Origin of the sequence: Microbacterium sp. NPDC056057 (assembly GCF_042266945.1) — a bacterium.
GTDB classification, from domain to species: domain Bacteria; phylum Actinomycetota; class Actinomycetes; order Actinomycetales; family Microbacteriaceae; genus Microbacterium; species Microbacterium trichothecenolyticum_C.
In genome coordinates, this window is sequence record NZ_JBHJWS010000005.1 from 52083 (window position 1) to 70138 (window position 18056).

The 18056-nt window shown below is 70.4% G+C and carries 20 protein-coding genes; 8 read left to right on the forward strand and 12 right to left on the reverse strand.

Annotation, left to right across the window (positions count from 1 at the left end; translation table 11 throughout):
* Nucleotides 1-42: 42 nt before the first annotated feature.
* From ACFC1K_RS18930 to ACFC1K_RS18960, 7 genes are all read right to left on the reverse strand, one after another.
* Nucleotides 43-2787 carry a DNA translocase FtsK 4TM domain-containing protein gene (locus ACFC1K_RS18930; RefSeq protein WP_375872796.1) on the reverse strand — a complete coding sequence of 915 codons (2745 nt, stop codon included), beginning with the start codon at nucleotides 2785-2787 and terminating at the stop codon, nucleotides 43-45.
* A gap of 97 nt (nucleotides 2788-2884) precedes the next feature.
* Nucleotides 2885-3379, reverse strand: coding sequence for a GNAT family N-acetyltransferase (locus tag ACFC1K_RS18935; protein ID WP_375872797.1), 495 nt, complete (start codon nucleotides 3377-3379; stop codon nucleotides 2885-2887).
* A gap of 125 nt (nucleotides 3380-3504) precedes the next feature.
* A complete protein-coding gene (locus tag ACFC1K_RS18940; protein ID WP_375872798.1) occupies nucleotides 3505-5181 on the reverse strand; it encodes a ribonuclease J in 1677 nt (558 codons plus the stop codon).
* Nucleotides 5182-5251: 70 nt separating this feature from the next.
* Complete coding sequence (dapA, locus tag ACFC1K_RS18945; protein WP_375872799.1) at nucleotides 5252-6229, reverse strand: 4-hydroxy-tetrahydrodipicolinate synthase; 978 nt, start codon at nucleotides 6227-6229, stop codon at nucleotides 5252-5254.
* A gap of 56 nt (nucleotides 6230-6285) precedes the next feature.
* A complete protein-coding gene (locus ACFC1K_RS18950) occupies nucleotides 6286-7050 on the reverse strand; it encodes an SDR family NAD(P)-dependent oxidoreductase (protein WP_375872800.1) in 765 nt (254 codons plus the stop codon).
* A gap of 21 nt (nucleotides 7051-7071) precedes the next feature.
* Complete coding sequence (locus tag ACFC1K_RS18955) at nucleotides 7072-7596, reverse strand: dihydrofolate reductase (RefSeq protein WP_310289851.1); 525 nt, start codon at nucleotides 7594-7596, stop codon at nucleotides 7072-7074.
* Nucleotides 7593-8432, reverse strand: a complete 840-nt coding sequence (locus ACFC1K_RS18960; protein WP_375872906.1) for a thymidylate synthase — start codon at nucleotides 8430-8432, stop codon at nucleotides 7593-7595. Before ACFC1K_RS18960 ends, ACFC1K_RS18955 begins: the two co-directional genes overlap by 4 nt.
* Before the next feature lie 117 nt (nucleotides 8433-8549).
* Here ACFC1K_RS18960 and ACFC1K_RS18965 point away from each other — a divergent pair, with 117 nt between their 5' ends.
* The 4 genes from ACFC1K_RS18965 to ACFC1K_RS18980 all read left to right on the forward strand — a co-directional run bounded on the left by ACFC1K_RS18965 (nucleotide 8550) and on the right by ACFC1K_RS18980 (nucleotide 11000).
* Nucleotides 8550-8987: a thioredoxin family protein gene (locus tag ACFC1K_RS18965; protein ID WP_310289848.1), complete on the forward strand. Its 438-nt coding sequence runs from the start codon at nucleotides 8550-8552 to the stop codon at nucleotides 8985-8987.
* Nucleotides 8980-9522 (forward strand): DUF4395 domain-containing protein, encoded by a 543-nt coding sequence (locus ACFC1K_RS18970; protein ID WP_375872801.1) that lies wholly within the window; start codon nucleotides 8980-8982, stop codon nucleotides 9520-9522. The genes ACFC1K_RS18965 and ACFC1K_RS18970 overlap by 8 nt, the downstream gene beginning before the upstream one ends.
* Before the next feature lie 130 nt (nucleotides 9523-9652).
* Entirely contained in the window at nucleotides 9653-10078 is a 426-nt protein-coding gene (locus tag ACFC1K_RS18975; RefSeq protein ID WP_375872802.1) for an OsmC family protein, read from the forward strand.
* Complete coding sequence (locus ACFC1K_RS18980) at nucleotides 10071-11000, forward strand: TIGR01777 family oxidoreductase (RefSeq protein WP_375872803.1); 930 nt, start codon at nucleotides 10071-10073, stop codon at nucleotides 10998-11000. Before ACFC1K_RS18975 ends, ACFC1K_RS18980 begins: the two co-directional genes overlap by 8 nt.
* A 12-nt stretch (nucleotides 11001-11012) precedes the next feature.
* Here the strand turns inward: ACFC1K_RS18980 and ACFC1K_RS18985 are convergent, their stop codons facing one another.
* Entirely contained in the window at nucleotides 11013-11462 is a 450-nt protein-coding gene (locus ACFC1K_RS18985; RefSeq protein ID WP_375872804.1) for a hypothetical protein, read from the reverse strand.
* Nucleotides 11459-12274, reverse strand: coding sequence for a 4-hydroxy-tetrahydrodipicolinate reductase (locus ACFC1K_RS18990; RefSeq protein WP_375872805.1), 816 nt, complete (start codon nucleotides 12272-12274; stop codon nucleotides 11459-11461). The genes ACFC1K_RS18985 and ACFC1K_RS18990 overlap by 4 nt, the downstream gene beginning before the upstream one ends.
* Before the next feature lie 71 nt (nucleotides 12275-12345).
* Here ACFC1K_RS18990 and ACFC1K_RS18995 point away from each other — a divergent pair, with 71 nt between their 5' ends.
* Nucleotides 12346-12819, forward strand: a complete 474-nt coding sequence (locus tag ACFC1K_RS18995) for a GNAT family N-acetyltransferase (protein ID WP_375872806.1) — start codon at nucleotides 12346-12348, stop codon at nucleotides 12817-12819.
* Nucleotides 12820-12832: 13 nt separating this feature from the next.
* Here ACFC1K_RS18995 and ACFC1K_RS19000 read toward each other — a convergent pair whose 3' ends face one another.
* From ACFC1K_RS19000 to ACFC1K_RS19010, 3 genes are all read right to left on the reverse strand, one after another.
* A complete protein-coding gene (locus ACFC1K_RS19000) occupies nucleotides 12833-13435 on the reverse strand; it encodes a histidine phosphatase family protein (RefSeq protein WP_310289832.1) in 603 nt (200 codons plus the stop codon).
* Nucleotides 13436-13550: 115 nt separating this feature from the next.
* A complete protein-coding gene (locus ACFC1K_RS19005; protein WP_310289830.1) occupies nucleotides 13551-14603 on the reverse strand; it encodes an aldo/keto reductase in 1053 nt (350 codons plus the stop codon).
* 292 nt (nucleotides 14604-14895) lie between these two features.
* Nucleotides 14896-17175 carry a polyribonucleotide nucleotidyltransferase gene (locus ACFC1K_RS19010; RefSeq protein WP_310289828.1) on the reverse strand — a complete coding sequence of 760 codons (2280 nt, stop codon included), beginning with the start codon at nucleotides 17173-17175 and terminating at the stop codon, nucleotides 14896-14898.
* Nucleotides 17176-17486: 311 nt separating this feature from the next.
* Between ACFC1K_RS19010 and ACFC1K_RS19015 the strand changes: the two genes are divergently transcribed.
* Genes ACFC1K_RS19015 through ACFC1K_RS19025 form a run of 3 tightly spaced genes read left to right on the forward strand, consistent with a single transcriptional unit; the run spans nucleotide 17487 to nucleotide 18012 of the window.
* Nucleotides 17487-17669, forward strand: coding sequence for a DUF5302 domain-containing protein (locus tag ACFC1K_RS19015; RefSeq protein ID WP_310289826.1), 183 nt, complete (start codon nucleotides 17487-17489; stop codon nucleotides 17667-17669).
* A gap of 9 nt (nucleotides 17670-17678) precedes the next feature.
* Complete coding sequence (locus ACFC1K_RS19020) at nucleotides 17679-17813, forward strand: hypothetical protein (protein ID WP_310289824.1); 135 nt, start codon at nucleotides 17679-17681, stop codon at nucleotides 17811-17813.
* 13 nt (nucleotides 17814-17826) lie between these two features.
* Complete coding sequence (locus tag ACFC1K_RS19025) at nucleotides 17827-18012, forward strand: hypothetical protein (RefSeq protein WP_045297299.1); 186 nt, start codon at nucleotides 17827-17829, stop codon at nucleotides 18010-18012.
* The last annotated feature ends 44 nt before the right edge of the window (nucleotides 18013-18056 follow it).

Genomic DNA, 18056 nt, shown 5'->3' on the forward strand with positions numbered 1-18056 from the left:
ACCCGAGCCTATCGGCGCGCCCCGGCCGGGCGGAGCCGGGGGTCAGTCGCGACCGGTGAGACCCCACGCGTCTTCGGAGCCGTCGTCGTCGCCCTCGACCACGGGGTAGCCGTCGTACTGCGAGGCCACGGCATCCGTTCCGTAGCGGTCGTCTTCCGCCGCAGCGGGGGCCGCCGGAGCGGGCGCCGCGTCGGGTACGTCCTCGCCGCGCAGGCGCGCCAGGACGGACGGCAGCTGCTCGACGGTCACGAGCACATCGCGGGCCTTGGAGCCCTCAGACGGGCCGACGATCTCGCGGGACTCCAGGAGATCCATCAGACGGCCGGCCTTGGCGAAACCGACGCGGAGCTTGCGCTGGAGCATCGACGTCGAGCCGAACTGGCTCGACACGACGAGCTCGGCCGCCGCCAGCAGCAGCTCGAGGTCGTCCCCGATGTCGGCGTCGATCTCCTTCTTCTCGGCCACCGCCGCGACGTCGGCGCGATACTCCGGCCGCGCCTGGTGCGTGACGTGCTTGACGACCTCTTCGATCTCCTTCTCGCTCACCCAGGCGCCCTGAACGCGGAGCGCCTTCGAGGCGCCCATCGGCAGGAACAGGCCGTCGCCCTGGCCGATGAGGCGGTCGGCGCCGGGCTGGTCGAGGATGACGCGGGAGTCGGTGACGCTCGTCACGGCGAACGCGAGGCGCGACGGCACGTTGGCCTTGATGAGGCCCGTGACGACGTCGACCGAGGGTCGCTGCGTCGCGAGAACGAGGTGGATGCCCGAGGCGCGCGCGAGCTGCGTGATGCGGACGATCGAGTCCTCGACGTCACGAGGCGCGACCATCATGAGGTCGGCGAGCTCGTCGACGACCACGAGCAGGTACGGGTACGGCTTGAGCACGCGCTCGCTGCCCGGCGGCAGCGTGATCTCACCGGCCACGACCGCCTTGTTGAAGTCGTCGATGTGACGGAAGCCGAACGACGCGAGGTCGTCATACCGCATGTCCATCTCTTTCACGACCCACTGCAGCGCCTCGGCGGCCTTCTTGGGGTTCGTGATGATCGGCGTGATGAGGTGCGGCACGCCCGCGTACGACGTCAGCTCGACGCGCTTGGGATCGATGAGGACCATGCGCACGTCGGCGGGCTTCGCGCGCATCAGCAGGCTCGTGATCATCGAGTTCACGAAGCTCGACTTGCCCGAGCCGGTGGAGCCGGCCACCAGCAGGTGAGGCATCTTGGCGAGGTTCGCGATGACGTAGCCGCCGCCGACGTCCTTGCCGACGCCGATCGTCATGGGGTGCGTCTGGCTGGTCGCCGTCTGCGAGCGCAGCACGTCGCCGAGCGTCACGATCTCGCGGTCGGTGTTCGGGATCTCGACGCCGATGGCGCTCTTGCCCGGGATCGGCGCGAGGATGCGCACCTCGTTGGAGGCGACGGCGTAGGCGAAGTTGTTCGTGAGCGCGGTGATGCGCTCCACCTTCACGCCGTGACCGACCTCGATCTCGTACTGCGTGACGGTCGGGCCGCGCGAGAAGCCGGTGACGCGTGCATCCACATTGAACTGCTCGAGCACACTCGTGATCGCGCGCACCGTGTCGTCGTTGGCCTGGGAGCGCGCCACGTGGGGCGATCCTGCGGCCAGAGAGTTGACGGACGGCAGTCGGTACGGCGCGGACGGCGAGTCGACGGCGGTGGCCGAGCCGATGCCGTCGAGGCCGGGAAGCGTGCCATCGTCCTCGATGACCTCGGCGTCGTCGCGCAGCGACGTGCGCGACGAGGTCGCGGCCTTCGCCGCCGACAGCACGGCGGGGTCGATGACCTCGGTGAGCGCGTCGGTCGCGGGCGCCGGCGGAGGGGTCACCGGCGCGGCAATCGCCTGCTCGAATCCGCCCTGCGACGTGCCGGGCGTCAGCAGCTCTGTGAGGTCCTGCGAGCCGAGGCCGCCCTCGGGGTCCTTCTCACGGCCGGTCTTGTTGCGGCGCCAGAACGGCAGGGAGGAGTCGCCTTCGTCTTCCGCAGCGGCCGGGGCCGCAGCATCCGCCGTCGCCTTCTCTTCCCGCGGCTCGGCGCCGAACATCCAGGTGTACAGCTCGCCCAGGCGGCGCCCGATGCGGTTCGGGGGCGTCTTCGTGATGATCAGGATGCTGAGCACGGCCAGCAGCGACAGCACGATGTAGGCGCCGACGTCGGTGAGGACCATGGCGAGCGGCTCGCCGAGCATCCAGCCGAAGAGGCCGCCCGCCTCGCTCAGGGCGGGAAGCCCCTGGTTCGGCTGGGGGCGCCCGCCCGCGACGTGGCAGAAGCCCGCGATCGTGAGGACGAGCAGGCCGAAGCCGATGCCCACGCGGCCGTTGTCGTGCACGGACGACGGATGACGGAACATCCAGCCTGCGAGCAGCAGCAGGAGCACCGGCATGACGAACGCCTCACGGCCGATCAGCATTCCGACGGTGTACGCGCTGATCGTCTTCGCGACCTCGTTGCCGATGAAGAACCACTCGTTCACGGCGCCGGCGATCGCCAGCAGCACGAGCAGGAACGGGAAGCCGTCGCGGCGCTGGTCCTTCTCGAGCGCCTCGGGACCGAACGCGCGGAACAGACTGCCGGTGGCGTGCGCGAGACCCATCCAGGCCCGCGCGATGACCGGCGGCCTGTCGGGTTCGTTCACGTAGCGCTTGGGTGCGGGTGCCGGCTTGGCGGCCGCGGGCTTGCGCGCCGACGAGGACGCGCTCGAGCGCGCGTTCGTCGACGCGCTCGAAGACGCGCGCGACCGGCTGGTCGGGCTTGAGCTCCTGGCCATTCCCCCACGGTAGGCCGACACCCCGACATTTGCCCGCAACCACGCCGCCGTGCGGCCGCAGGCCCGGCGCGTCGCGAAGTCCGCCTCGCCGGATGCCTCAGCGCAGGCGCTTCACCATCGTGTCGCGGCCCGATCCGCTCTGCGTGACGGCGAAGCCCTCGCTGCGATACAGCGTCGAGGCGAAGTTGCCCCGCTCCACGCTCAGGCTGATGCGCGCGAACCCCTGCGCTCCCGCGTGCTCGCACAATCTCTGCAGGAGTGAGCGACCCACCCCATGGGCGCGCCAGATCGGGCGCACGCCGATGATGAGCTCGGGCACCCCCGTGCCGACGTACCCGAAGCCCGGGTCGTCACGAGGGAGCATGCGGTACCAGGCGGCGCCCACCGGCTCGCCGTTGGCGTCCTCGGCCACGAAGCCCGCATCGCCCGGCCGCATCCAGCCCGCCACGTAGCGCCGGTGCTCGGCGCCGCCGATCACCTCGTGGCGGGGCCGCGCGCCGCCCTGGCGCCAGTTCGCCGCTTCGACGACCATGTCGCCGAGGAAGGCGCCGTCGGCCGACACGGCGGGACGGATGCGGAACGAGGAGGCCACGACGCCGATCGTACGGCCCGCGTGTTACGCCTCGATACTCCGCGGATGGCGAATTCGCTACGCTTCGATTCTCCGCGTGATGGTCATCTCGCTACGCTTCGATTCTCCGCATGATGGTCATCTCGCTACGCTTCGATGACGAGCGGGACGATCATGGGCCGGCGGCGCAGCGACTGGTTGACCCAGCGGCCGATCGTGCGGCGCACGACCTGCGACAGCGCGTGCGGGTCGCGGACGCCGGACTTGGCGGCCTCGGCGAGCGCTGCAGCGATCTTCGGCTTGACGTCCTCGAACACGGCGTCGTCCTCGGCGAAGCCGCGGGCGTGCACCTCCGGCCCGGAGATGATCTTGCCGGTCGACGCGTCGACCACCACGATCACCGAGATGAAGCCCTCTTCGCCGAGGATCCGGCGATCCTTGAGGTCTGCGTCCGTGATCTCGCCCACCGTCGAGCCGTCGACGTAGACGAAGCCGAGGTCGAACTGTCCGACGACGTGCGCGTCGCCGTTCTTGAGATCGATCACGGTGCCGTTCTCGGCGAGAATGGTCCGCTCCGGCTCGATCCCGGTGTCCTGCGCGAGACGCGCGTTCGCCATCAGGTGGCGATACTCGCCGTGGACCGGCAGCACGTTCTTCGGCTTCAGGATGTTGTAGCAGTAGAGCAGCTCGCCGGCCGCGGCGTGGCCCGACACGTGCACCTTGGCGTTGCCCTTGTGCACGACGTTCGCGCCGAGCTTGGTGAGCCCGTCGATCACGCGGTACACCGCGTTCTCGTTGCCGGGGATGAGGCTCGACGCCAGGATCACGGTGTCGCCGGGACCGGGCTCGATCGCGTGGTCGAGGTTCGCCATGCGGCTGAGCACGGCCATCGGCTCGCCCTGCGAGCCGGTCGACATGTAGACGATCTTGTCGTCGGGCAGGTCGCGCGCCTTCTTGTAGTCGATGAGCACGCCCTCAGGCACGTGCAGATAGCCGAGGTCCTCGGCGATCGTCATGTTCCGCAGCATGCTGCGGCCGAGGAGGGCCACGCGGCGGCCGTGGGCGGCGGCCGCATCCAGCACCTGCTGCACGCGGTGGACGTGGCTCGAGAAGCTCGCCACGATCACACGCCGCGGCGCCTTGCCGATCACCTGGTCGAGCACTGGGCCGATCGACCGCTCGAGGGGGGTGAAGCCGGGCACATCGGCGTTGGTCGAGTCGACGAGGAAGAGGTCGACGCCCTCCTCCCCCAGCCGCGAGAACGCGCGGAGGTCGGTCAGCCGGCCGTCGAGCGGCAGCTGGTCCATCTTGAAGTCGCCCGTCGCGAGCACGAGACCCGCGGGCGTGCGGATCGCGACGGCGAGCGCGTCGGGGATCGAGTGGTTCACCGCGACGAACTCGAGCTCGAACGGCCCGAGGTTCTCGCTCTGTCCCTCCGCCACCGTGAGGCTGTACGGCTTGATCCGGTGCTCCTTGAGCTTCGCCTCGGTGAGCGCGAGCGTCAGCCCCGATCCGATGATCGGGATGTCGCTCTTGAGCTTGAGCAGGTACGGCACCGCGCCGATGTGGTCCTCGTGGCCGTGCGTGAGCACGACGCCGACGATGTCGTCGAGCCGCTTCTTGAGCGGCTCGAAGTCGGGGAGGATCAGGTCGACGCCGGGCTGGTGCTCTTCCGGGAACAGCACGCCGCAGTCGACGACGAGAAGCTTTCCGCCGTATTCGAACACCGTCATGTTGCGGCCGACCTCGCCGAGGCCGCCGAGCGGGACGATCCGTAGGGTTCCTGCTGCGAGCTCCGGCGGGTCGTACGGGGTGGTGGGCATTGCGAAGCCTCCTCCGGGCGCTGGGACGCCCGTCATCTGCGCACCGTCGACCGTTCGACGGCGCGATTCGTCATCTCGTGGTGCCTGAGACCTTCGGCAGCGCGCCGCCGGCGGCGGCGTTGCGGTCGGGGCGGAAGTTCGAGAAGTCGGCGCCGGGCACATCGTTCACGAGCGCGAGCTCGTCCTCGATCTTGGCGGCCTCCCACTCCTCCGGTCCGACCAGCGGCAGCCGCACACGCGGGCTGTCGATGCGGCCGAGGCCGTGGAGGATGTACTTCGCCGACACGGTCCCGGGCACGTGGGTCATCACGGCGCGCACGAGCGGCTCGAGCTGCTGGTGCGCCGCGGTGGCCGTCTTGAGGTCGCCGGCGTTCACGGCGTCGACGATCGCACGGTAGGGCTGCGCCGCGATGTTCGCGGTGACGCCGATGAGCCCCGTGGCGCCGATCGCGAGGTGCGGCAGCACGTTGGCGTCGTCGCCCGAGAAGTACATCAGGTCCGTCTGGTTGAGGACGCGGCTCACCTCGCTGAAGTCGCCCTTGGCGTCCTTGATGGCGAGGATGTTCGGGTGCTTGGCGAGGCGCAGGATCGTCTCGTACCGGATCGGCACGCCGGTGCGGCCCGGGATGTCGTACAGGATCACCGGCAGATCGGTGGCGTCCGCGACCAGGCGGAAGTGCGTCAGGATGCCCGCCTGCGTGGGCTTGTTGTAGTACGGCGTGACGATCATGATGCCGTCGGCGCCGACCTTCTCGCTGGCCTTGTAGAGCTCGATCGCGTGCGCGGTCTCGTTCGACCCGCCGCCCGTGATGATCTTGGCGCGGCCGGCGGCGACATCCTTCCCCACCTCGACGAGGCGGATCTTCTCCGCGTCGGTGAGGGTCGACGTCTCACCCGTGGTGCCGGTCACGACGATGCCGTCGGCCCCCGCGGTGATGACGTCGTCGATGTGCTTCTCGACAGCGGGCCAGTCGACCTCGCCGTCGGCCGTCATGGGGGTGACGAGCGCGACGAGCACCTGTCCGAAGGGGTTGCCCGTATGCGTCATGCACTCAGGTTATCGGGATGCCGCGCCCCGGCGCGCCCGGTGACGCCGGGCTCGGCTCAGCGGCCGCGCTCTCCGATGCGCGCGGCGACCGACGGCGGGGCGAAGCGGGCCAGGGCCACGAGCGCCTTGTAGCGCAGCGACGGGATCGACACGGCCGCACCGCGTGCCGCATCACGCAGCGACTCGGCCACGACGTCGCGCGCATCGAGCCACATCCCGTCGGGCACGCCTTCCTGGCCCGGCGGCAGCCCGAGGCGCTCGTGGAAGTTCGTGTGGGTGTACCCGGGGCAGACCGCGGTCACCGTGACACCCCGCGGACCGTAGCGGCCGTTCGCCCAGCGGCTGAAGCTCACGAGCCACCCCTTGCAGGCGCCGTACGTCGAGCGCGGGATGAACGCGGCCACCGATGCGACGTTGATGATGCGGCCGTGCCCGCGCGCGAGCATCGCGCCCAGGGCCGCGTGGGTGAGGCGCATCGGCACCTCGACGTGCACCTCCAGGTGGCGGACCTCGTCCTCGATGTCGTTGCGCTCGAACGCCAGGGGCAGCCCGAAGCCCGCGTTGTTCACCAGGATCTCGATCGGCCGGGCCTCGTCGGCGACGCGCGCCTCGACCCGCTCGCGCTGGCGGCGCTTCAGCAGATCGGCCGCGAGCACGTCGACCTCGACCCCGTACGTCGACCGCAGCCGGACGGCGAGCTGCTCGAGCGACTGCCGATCTCGTGCGACGAGCACGAGGTGCGCGCCCTTCGCCGCGAGCTGGCGCGCGTACTCCGCACCGAGTCCCGAACTCGCACCGGTGATGAGTGCCGTCTTCGCCATGCGCGCCAGCCTATTGCCGTGTCAGCGCGAGCCGTGCTCCGCCGGCCGCACCAGCCGCAGGAAGCGGTAACGGATGCCGGAACCCGACGTGTGCCAGCCGTCGACCGGGTCCGTCGCGGCCGAGATCCAGCCGGCGCGGTCGGGCGCCAGGGTGTCACCCTCGACCGCGAGATCGAGCTCGGTGACCTCGAGGAGATCGGCGAGCTCGATGGCCTCCGTGAACAGCCGGCCGCCGCCGATCACCCAGATGCGCTCGGGCGCGCCTTCGTCGGCGAGGGCCAGCGCGGCCCCGAGCGATGCGGAGCGCTCGGCGCCCGCATCCGTCCAATCGTCCTGCCGGGTGATCACGATGTTGCGCCGCCCCGGCAGCGGGCGGAAGCGCGCCGGGAAGGACTCCCACGTGCGGCGTCCCATCACGACGGGTGCGCCGAGCGTCAGGGCCTTGAAGTGAGCGAGGTCCTCGGGCACGTGCCACGGCATGCCGCCGTCGGCGCCGATCACGCCGTCGTGCGCCTCCGCCCAGATGAGGCCGATCGGGGCCGTCATACCGCGACCGCCCCGCGGATCGCGGGGTGGTGCTGGTAGTCCTCGAGCACGAAGTCGTCGTAGCGGTAGTCGAGGATCGACTCGGGCGTCCGCGCGATGCGCAGCGTCGGGTACGGGTACGGCTCGCGGGTGAGCTGCTCGCGCACCTGCTCGACGTGGTTGTCGTAGATGTGGCAGTCGCCGCCGGTCCACACGAAGTCGCCGGGTTCGAGACCCGCCTGCTGCGCGACCATGAGGGTCAGCAGCGCGTACGACGCGATGTTGAACGGCACGCCGAGGAAGAGGTCGGCGCTGCGCTGGTACAGCTGGCACGACAGCTTGCCGTCGGCCACGTAGAACTGGAACAGCGCGTGGCACGGCGCGAGCGCCATGTCGGGGATGTCGGCGGGGTTCCACGCCGACACGATCAGCCGACGCGAATCCGGGTTGGCGCGGATCTGGTCGAGCACGAGCGCGATCTGGTCGATGTGGTCCCCCGACGGCGTCGGCCACGACCGCCACTGCACCCCGTAGACCGGGCCCAGCTCGCCGGCGGCATCCGCCCATTCGTCCCAGATGGTGACGCCGTTCTCCTGCAGCCACGCGACGTTCGACTCGCCGCGGAGGAACCACAGCAGCTCGTAGGCGATCGACTTGAAGTGCACGCGCTTGGTGGTGATGAGCGGGAAGCCCTGCGCGAGGTCGAAGCGGATCTGCCGGCCGAACGCACTCGTCGTGCCGGTGCCGGTGCGGTCGTCCTTGTGGGTGCCGTGCTCGAGCACGTCTCGCAGAAGGTCTTCGTACGGGGTCGGGATCGGCGTCGTCACGGCTGCCACGATACCCGCGCCCCGGGACATCGCGACCGCGGCCTTGTCCGCGCCGCGGCCCGCGACGGCACGCGCTGTGTTACGCCGCAAGCGTCATATTCGCTCATCCGGCCTCTATTCAGGTGAAAGGGGTTAGCCTGATCTGCTGTGACCCTGGTCGGAGCCCTCATCGCCCTCGCCGCGCTCCTCGCGGCGACGGTGGCACTCGGTGTCTTCCTGAACTGGCGACAGTCCCACGCCCGCCGCAACGTCGAGCACGAGGTCATCGAGCCTCACCGCCTCGGCGCCGACGGACTCGGCGAAGTCGCCACTCTCCTGCAGTTCAGCACCGAGCTCTGCGCCCGTTGCCCCGGTGTGCACCGCACGCTCTCGGCCATCGCCGACGACCACGAAGGTGTGCGCCACCTCGACGTCGACCTCACCCACCGCCCCGACATCGCGAAGCACTTCCACGTGCTGCAGACGCCGACCACGCTCGTGCTCGACCGCAACGGCGTCGTGCAGACCCGCTTCGGCGGGGCGCCCGGCCGAGACGTGCTCGAGCTCGAGCTCAACCGCCTGATCGCGGAGGACGCGAATGTCTGAGCGACGGGATGCTGTGACCCCACGAGGCATCGACCCCCGCGGTCCGCGTTTCGCGGCCGGCATCACCGCCGTGCTCCTGCTGATCGTCGTGTTCCTCGGGCTGACGGGCCTGTCGACGGCGCAGACGGCCGACGGATGGGCGATCTCCACGGCGAGCGTCGCCCAGCGGATCCTCGACCCCGCCTTCCTCCTGCTGCTCGTCACGACCCTGCTCTTCCTGTGGGGCGTGGTCTCGCCGCGCACCGCGCCGTGGGGTGCGCTCTACCGCGCGGTCGTGGCTCCGCGGCTGTCGGCTCCGACGGAGCTCGAGGACCCGCGCCCGCCGCGCTTCGCGCAGGGCGTCGGCCTCTTCGTGTCGGCTCTCGGTCTCGTGCTGCAGCTGTTCGGCGTGCCGTGGGCATTGACGATCGCCGCGGCGGCGGCCTTCATCGCCGCGTTCCTCAACGCCGTGTTCGGCCTCTGCCTCGGCTGTCAGATGTACCTCCTCCTGCAGCGCGCCGGCATCGTCGGCCGCACTCGCCCGGCGTCGGCCTGACGCCGCGTCGGCCGTCGGCAGACCGAGGGGCGCAGCATCCGGTGTCAACCCATCGCGGTGCGGCAGCCCGACGCCATAGGCTGACGCGAGACGCCCGGCACGCGGGCGCCCCGCCAGCGAGGAGGCCCACATGACCGTCACGAGCGAAGCATCCACGGTATGGAAGGGCGGGCTGTTCGACGGCTCCGGCGAGACCACGTTCGTGTCGTCCGGCCTCGGGACCTTCCCGGTCAACTGGAAGGCGCGGAGCGAAGGCTCGACGTCCGTCACGACGCCGGAAGAGCTCATCGCGGCCGCGCACGCGTCGTGCTTCAGCATGGCGTTCTCGCTCGCACTGGCTGAGAACGGCACTCCCCCGGAGTCGATCGACACGACGGCCTCGGTCACGTTCAAGCCGGGCACGGGCATCACCGGCAGCCACCTGAACGTCAATGCCGTCGTCCCGGGACTCGAGCCCGAGGACTTCGAGCGACTCGCCCAGAGCGCGAAGGCCGGATGCCCCGTCTCGCAGGCCCTGGCGGGCATCGAGATCACCATCGAGGCCACGCTTGCCTGAAGGCCCTCCGGGGGGTGACGACGGTCGGCGGATCGTCGTCGCCGGGGCGTCCGGCCTCATCGGCCGGGCGCTCGTCGAGAGCCTCCGCGCCGACGGCGCCGAGGTGACGACCCTCGTGCGCCGGCCCGCCGAGGCCGCGCACGAGGTCGAGTGGCTCACCACGGCCGAGCCGCTGGATCCTGCCGTGCTCGAGGGTGCGGACGCGGTCGTCGGGCTCAACGGTGCGAGCATCGGTCGCTTCCCGTGGACTCCGGCGTACAAGAGCACCCTGTTGTGGTCGCGCATCGCCCCCACCCGCGCGCTCGCCCGCGCGGTGCGCGAGCTCGGTGCGGCGGCCCCGCATCTCGTGTCGGCCTCGGCCGTGGGCTACTACGGCTCGGTGCCGGGCGCGCGTCTCGCGGAGGACGCCCCGCGCGGCGAGTCGTTCCTCGCGGATCTCTGCGGTGAGTGGGAGGCCGCGGCGTACGGCGCGGGGACGGATGCTGCGGTGGCGGTGCTGCGCACGGCGCCGGTCGTGCACGTCGACGGCGTGCTGAAGCCGCTGATGCTCCTGACGAAGCTCGGCCTGTCCGGCCCGATCGGCCGCGGGACGCAGGCGTGGCCGTGGATCTCGCTCGAGGACGAGGTGCGCGCGATCCGGCACGTGATCGACGCCCGTCTCACCGGTCCCGTGAACCTGTCCGGACCCTCGCGCGCCACGGCGAACGATCTCGGGTTCGCACTCGCAGTGCGGATGAATCGCCCGTTCCTGCTGCGCGCGCCGGTGTGGGGCATGAAGATCGCGCTCGGAGCGGACGCCACCGAGGCGATCCTCACCGCGGATGCGCACGTCGTGCCGCAGGCGCTCGAGGAGTCGGGGTTCGTGTTCTCGCACCCGACGGTCGAAGACGCGGTCGCGGCGGCCGTGCCCGCGGCATCCTGATCCTGCGCCGGTTCAGCCGCCGCGGTCGGCCTTCTCGAGCCGGATGGCAGCCCGCACCGCCTCGCGTGCGCGGCGGCGGTCGCCGGCGGCGTCGTAGGCGAGTCCGAGCCGGTACCACGCCCGCCAGTCGTCGGGGTGGGCCTCAACATCGGCGCGATACGTAGGGAAGACGGCGTCTCCGTCCTCGCGCATCACGCGGCCGCTCGGGCGCACGGCGACCTCCTCCTGCGGCAGGGCGTCCTCGGCCTCGAGCCGCGTGCCGAGCTGCTGCGCGCGCACGCCGAACCACAGCTCCCGCCCGAGCGCCCACGCGGCGATGAGTGGCAGCACGACGAGCGCCGTGCCCATGGCGATGCCGACCGCATCGCCGCTCACGAGCAGCAGCCACGCGCGCTGCCCGACGAGCACGATGTACAGCGCGAGCAGCGCCGCCATGACGGCGACGCCGATGCGCGCGCTCATGCCCCGGTCGCGCGGGCGACCTGGCCGGGCACGCCGCCCTCGTCGACGGGGCGCCCGTGAGGCTGCGCCGTGCCGCGACCGATGCCGATGTCGATCAGGCTGTCGAGGCCGACGGTGACACCCGAGGCGTCGCGCGCGGCGGCAAGGGCGAGACGGATGCCGGGACCGTACGCCTGCGACGGCTCCACGGTGTCGTGCACGATGGTGAGCGACTCCCCCGCCCCCGAGAGGATCGTCTCCTGGCGGGCGACGACGCCCGGGCGGCGCAGCGAGTGGATCGGCACGCTCGCGACCTGCTGGCCGCGGGCGCGCTGGTCGACGTGCGGCGACTCGACCGGGCCGACACCGTCGCGCGCGGCGGCGATGAGCTCGGCCGTGCGCACGGCGGTGCCGCTGGGCGAGTCGATCTTGGTCTCACGGTGCGCCTCGACGATCTCGATCGACGGGAAGAACGGCGCCGCGGCTGCCGCGAGCGCCGAACCCAGTACCGAGCCGAGCGAGAAGTTGGGGATGAAGACGGCGCCGGTGCCGGCGGCCTCGACGAGGGGACGGACCAGCGCGATGCGCTCCGCCGACCAGCCGGAGGTGCCGATGAGCACGTTGATGCCGCGCTCGATCGCGGCGCGGACGACGTCGATCGACACGGCGGGCGTCGATGCGTCGACCACCAGGTCTGCGCCGTCGAGCTCCGACAGCTCCGACCGGGACGACAGCACCCCGGCGACCTCGAATCCGGGTTCGGCGTCGACCACGTCGCGGATGATCGCTCCGAGCTTTCCGGTGCCGCCGACGATGGCCACGCGTGTCGTCATGCCTCCATCCTAGGTGGGGGGCCGGCGAGCAGCCGGGCCTTCCGACCGCGGCAGACGCCTACGCTGGAGGCGTGGTGACTCTCCGCCCCTCCCCCGCCGACGCGCCCGACGCCCACGACCTCCTCGCCGAGTACTTCCGGATCCGCACCGAAGGATTCGCCGACCAGGGGGTCGCCTATCGGACGACCTTCCCCGATCCGGCGGCCTTCGTGCCGCCGGCCGGGGTCTTCGTCGTGCTCGACGACGACGAGGGCGCCGCACAGGGCTGCGGAGGCATCCGACTCATCCCCGACGGGCCGCTCGGCCCGCGGTACGAGCTGAAGCACCTGTACCTGCGGCCCGCCACGCGCGGGCGCGGGTGGGGGCGCCTGCTCGTCGAGGACCTCGTCGAGCGCGCCCGCGGATTCGGCGCCGCCGAGCTCGTGCTCGACACGCATCACTCGCTCGAGGCCGCCGGAGCGCTCTATGCACGCACCGGATTCGTCGCGATCGAGCCCTACAACGACAACCCGAACGCGTCCCGCTGGTACGGCAAGGTGCTCTGAGCGCGGAGACGGGTCAGACGGGGTAGACCTCGGGCAGGCCGGTCCGCAGCTCGACCGGAAGGTGCGCGAGGTCGTTGTGCGACAGGAGCGTCCACGGGCGCCCCTGCTTCTGCGCGATCACGGTCAGTCCGCAGTGCGCCTGGTTGAGCGTCATCCAGCGCCAGTCGGGCGCCTGCAGCACCTCGCGGACGAACCACGCGATCACGAAGTTGTGGGTGATCAGGAGTTCGTGCACCTCGCCGCGCTTGCGCGCCAGGAACTCGCTCGTCGCGTCCGACATCTGGGCGCGACCCGCCTCGACCTCGGCCTCTGTGATCGAGCCGAAGAACGGCTCGAAGGCGGCGGGGGTCTCGTCGGTCATGCCCGTCGGCACGCAGTCGAACAGCAGCGCGGACGGTTCGGGCGTGAGTGACGGCATCCGTTCGGTGACCGCGCGAGCCGTCTGGCTGGCGCGTTCGAGCGGCGAGTGCCAGAGCGCGTCGAACGGAACCCCGGAGAGCCTGTCGGCCAGCAGCGCGGCCTGCCGGCGACCGCGAGGCGACAGCGGTCCGTCGACGAGTCCGTGCTCGGCGTCCTGATGTTCGCCGTGCCGCACGAGGTAGATGTAGTGCGTCACGCAGTTCACTCCGTCGGGGATCGCGTGCCCTGGGGAAAGGCACGACGTCCAGCCTACGACACGTCGTCGGGGCGATTCGGCGACTGTGGACGGCGAGTCCCAAGCGCGGGGGCGACTACTCCGAGGCGCGGCCGATGTCCGACAGCTGGCCGCGGCTGAGGCGGACGCCGACGCCCTGCACCAGCTCCTCGACATGCTGCGGCGCGTACGCGTTCACGATGGGCGCGGTGACGAGCTTCTGCGAGAGCAGCCACGCGACCGCCACGGCCGCATCGGGGACACCCAGCTCGGCGCCGACCGCGTCGAGCGCGCGCAGGGTACGACTCCCCCGGCGGTTGAGGTTGGCCGCGAGCTGCGCGCCGCGCACCGAGAGGGCGCCGCGGATCTTCGAGCGCTGCCGGCCCGCGAGGAACCCGTGCTCGAGTGCGTGCGACGGGGTCACCGCCATGCCCTGCGCCCCGGCGACGAGACGCAGATCGGCGTCGAACTCGTGACGGCGAAGTACGTTGAAGGGGACGTCGAGCACCGTGATCCGGGGGTAGCCGGCCGACGCGAAGATGCGCGCCTCGACGAGCTGCGCGGCGCTGTAGCCGATGGCGCCGAGCGCCCGCACCTTGCCGGTCTCGACGAGCCACTCCGCCGTGGCGAGCGTGTCTTCGAGGGGCGAGGAGCGATCGGTCGTCGCGTCGAGGTAGAGGACGTCGATGCGGTCCGTGCGCAGGCGGGTCAGTGATGCCTCGACGGCGCGCACGAGGTTGACCGGGCCGAGACCGGGGTTGTCGGCGTGGCCGCCGACGCGGACGGCCAGGACGATGTCGTCGCGGAGACCGCGGGACTGCAGCCACTGACCGATGATGTGCTCGCTGCGGCCGCTCGAGTAGCTGTCGGCGGTGTGCACGGCGTTGCCGCCCAGTTCGGCGTACGTGTCGAGGATCGCGTGGCTCGACTCGAGATCGACGTTCCACCCGAACTCGGCTGCGCCGAGGATCAGCGGGAAGATGTGCGAGCCGCTCTCGCCGAGCGCGACGCGCACGTTGCTGCCGATCGAAGGGCCCTGCACCGGGATCGGAGCAGAGGGGTGCGGGCCGCGCACGACGGCGCCAGGCTGCACGGACGCGGCATCCGGACTCGACGACGGGAGCGTCGAGTCAACGCCGAAGTAAGCCATGTGCCACCCCCTCACGAGATCCCCTACGGGAGTCGTGATCACTGTTCGCGCCCCCCGGCGCTTACAGATCAGGGTAGGCCAGTCCGGACAGGGCGCCGTTCACTGAGGCGAACTATGGATAAACATTACATAACGCTTTGGTCACGAAGCGCTGATCCCTAGGGGATACGTCCCCTGTTCGGTGGACAGAGTGCGTGAAGCACCTACCGGACGACCTACGACGGATGCCCGCCCCCTCTCGGGGACGGGCATCCGTCGTTCATCGACCGGTTTCACCGGACGGCGAGATGTGTCAGCCTTCGGCGGGAGCCTCCGGGCCCTCGCTGGCCGCGGCGCGACCCTCCTGGTCAGCAGCCTCCTCGAGCACCGGCTCGAGCGAGAGCTTGCCGCGGTCGTCGATCTTGGTGATCTTGACGAGCAGCTTCTGACCGACCGAGAGCACGTCCTCGACGTTCTCCACGCGCTTGCCACCGGCGAGCTTGCGGACCTCGCTGACGTGCAGCAGGCCGTCCTTGCCGGGCAGGAGCGAGATGAACGCGCCGAACGTCGCGATCTTGACGACGGTTCCCAGGAACTGCTCGCCGACCTCCGGGTTGGTGGGGTTGGCGATCGCGTTGACCTGGGCGCGGGCGGCCTCGGCCGAGGGCCCGTCGGTCGCGCCGATGTAGACGGTGCCGTCCTCCTCGATGGAGATCTGCGCGCCGGTCTCGTCCTGGATCGCGTTGATCGTCTTGCCCTTCGGGCCGATCAGCTCGCCGATCTTGTCGACCGGGATCTGCACGCTGATGACGCGCGGAGCGGTCGGAGCCATCTCGTCCGGGCCGTCGATCGCGGCGTTGAGAACGCCCAGGATCGTGAGGCGCGCGTCCTTGGCCTGCGTGAGCGCGGCGGCGAGCACCGACGACGGGATGCCGTCGAGCTTCGTGTCGAGCTGGATCGCAGTGACGAACTCGCTCGTGCCGGCCACCTTGAAGTCCATGTCACCGAGGGCGTCCTCGGCGCCGAGGATGTCGGTCAGCGCGGCGTAGCGCGTCTGGCCGTCGACCTCGTCCGACACGAGACCCATCGCGATGCCGGCGACGGGGGCGCGCAGCGGCACACCCGCGTTCAGCAGCGACAGGGTCGACGCGCACACCGATCCCATGGACGTCGAGCCGTTGGAGCCGAGAGCCTCGGACACCTGGCGGATCGCGTACGGGAACTCCTCGCGGCTGGGCAGCACCGGCACGAGCGCGCGCTCAGCCAGGAAGCCGTGCCCGATCTCGCGACGCTTCGGGCTGCCGACACGGCCGGTCTCACCGGTCGAGTAGGGCGGGAAGTTGTAGTGGTGCATGTAGCGCTTGCTCGTCACCGGCGACAGCGAGTCGATCTGCTGCTCCATCTTGAGCATGTTCAGCGTGGTGACGCCCAGGATCTGGGTCTCGCCGCGCTGGAAGATCGCCGAGCCGTGGACGCGCGGGATGACCTGCACCTCGGCGTCGAGCGGACGGATGTCGGCCAGACCGCGACCGTCCATGCGGACGCCCTCGGCGAGGATGCGACCGCGGACGATCTTCTTGGTGACCGACTTGTAGGCGGCCGAGAACTCGGTCGTCGCGACGGCCGGGAGCTCGCCGGCCTCGACAGCGGCCAGAAGCTCCGCCTTGACGGCGTCCTTCAGCTCGTCGTCGGCGTTCTGACGGTCCTGCTTGTCGGCGATCTGGTAGATCGGGACGAGCTTGTCGTACGCGCGGTGGGCGACGAAGTCGTACGTCTCCTGGCTGTACGGCAGGAAGACCGGGAACTCCTTGATCTCCTTCGCCGCACTGTTGGCGACGACGTTCTGCGCCGCGACGAGCTCCTTGATGAAGGGCTTCGAGGCCTCGAGGCCCTGCGCGACGATCTCCTCGTTCGGCTTGGTGGCTCCGGCCTTGATGAGGTTCCAGCTGTGCTCGGTGGCCTCGGCCTCGACCATCATGATCGCGACGTCGCCGTCGGGCAGGACGCGACCGGCGACGATGAGGTCGAACACGGCCTCCTCGAGCTGGGTGACGGTCGGGAACGCGATCCACTGGTCGGCGTGCTCGCCGTGACCCGGGATGAGCGCGAGGCGCACACCGGCGATCGGGCCCGAGAACGGCAGACCCGAGATCTGGGTCGACAGCGAGGCCGCGTTGATCGCGAGCGCGTCGTAGAACTCGCCCGGCGCGATCGAGAGCACCGTGACGACGATCTGCACCTCGTTGCGGAGGCCGTCGACGAAGGACGGGCGCAGCGGGCGGTCGATGAGACGGCAGACGAGGATCGCCTCGGTCGAGGGGCGGCCCTCGCGACGGAAGAACGAACCGGGGATCTTGCCCGCGGCGTACGAACGCTCTTCGACGTCGACGGTCAGCGGGAAGAAGTCGAAGCCCTCACGAGGCGACTTGCCGGCGCTGGTCGCCGACAGGAGCATCGTCTCCTCGTCGAGGTACGCGGCGACGGCACCCTGTGCCTGCTGCGCGAGTCGCCCGGTCTCGAACCGGACGGTACGGGTGCCGAAGCGGCCGTTGTCGAGAACGGCTTCAGCGGCGGTGATTTCAGGACCTTCCAAGAGGTCTCTCCTTCTTTGTTTAGGCTCGCACGCGCGTTTCGCGCACGAGCTTGTGCGAAGGAGCAGGAACAGGCAGATCTCGGCGCGCGGGAGTGCCGCGGGGTTCGCCAGCGCTGGTCACCAGTAGAAGATCACCCGACGTCGTCCGGCGGGGAATCCACCACAGGGGACCAGCTTCCTGCCGGCCTGCTCCGTGTAGCTCAGATGTGGAATTGAGCGGTTGCCCCAGGGCAACCCGCCCAAGCCTATCAGCAGCACCCCGGATGACCCCCACCCTGGCGAGCGTCGGATGCCGCGCCTAGGGTGGGGGCATGAGCACCGACGAGAAGCCGGCGTCTGCGGCATCCGATGAGATGAAGCGCAAGTTCAAGGAAGCACTCGACAAGAAGAACGCGAATCACCGCGAGGGCGAGTCCCACATGGATGGCGACTCCGCGATCCACGGAACGCACGGCGCGGTCACGAAGCGCGAGTTCCGTCGCAAGAGCGGATAGGAGCAGGCCATGGTCTTCGACCCGACGTTCCACGAGATCTCGAACGAGGCCGACGAGCTGCCTGACCTGGACGGTCAGGACGACGCCCCTCCCCTCGAGGGCGAGATCGAGGAAGACGAGCTGCCGCCGTACGGCGAGGAGTGATCGCGAGCAGGCCATGAGCGACTTCCGAGAACGCATCCCCGACGACGAGCGCGACGTGCCCGTCGACGACAGCGTGGAGTTCGAGCTCCCGCCGCCGACCATCGACCCGCTCGAGGCGGTCGAGGAGGATGTCGACGAGCTCGAGCTCGAGGAGCGCGAGTCGGCGATCGAGGCCGGCGAGATCGCCCCGGACGACTGAACGGGCGGGCGCGGGTTCGACCCGCGCCCGCCCGTGCCGTCCGC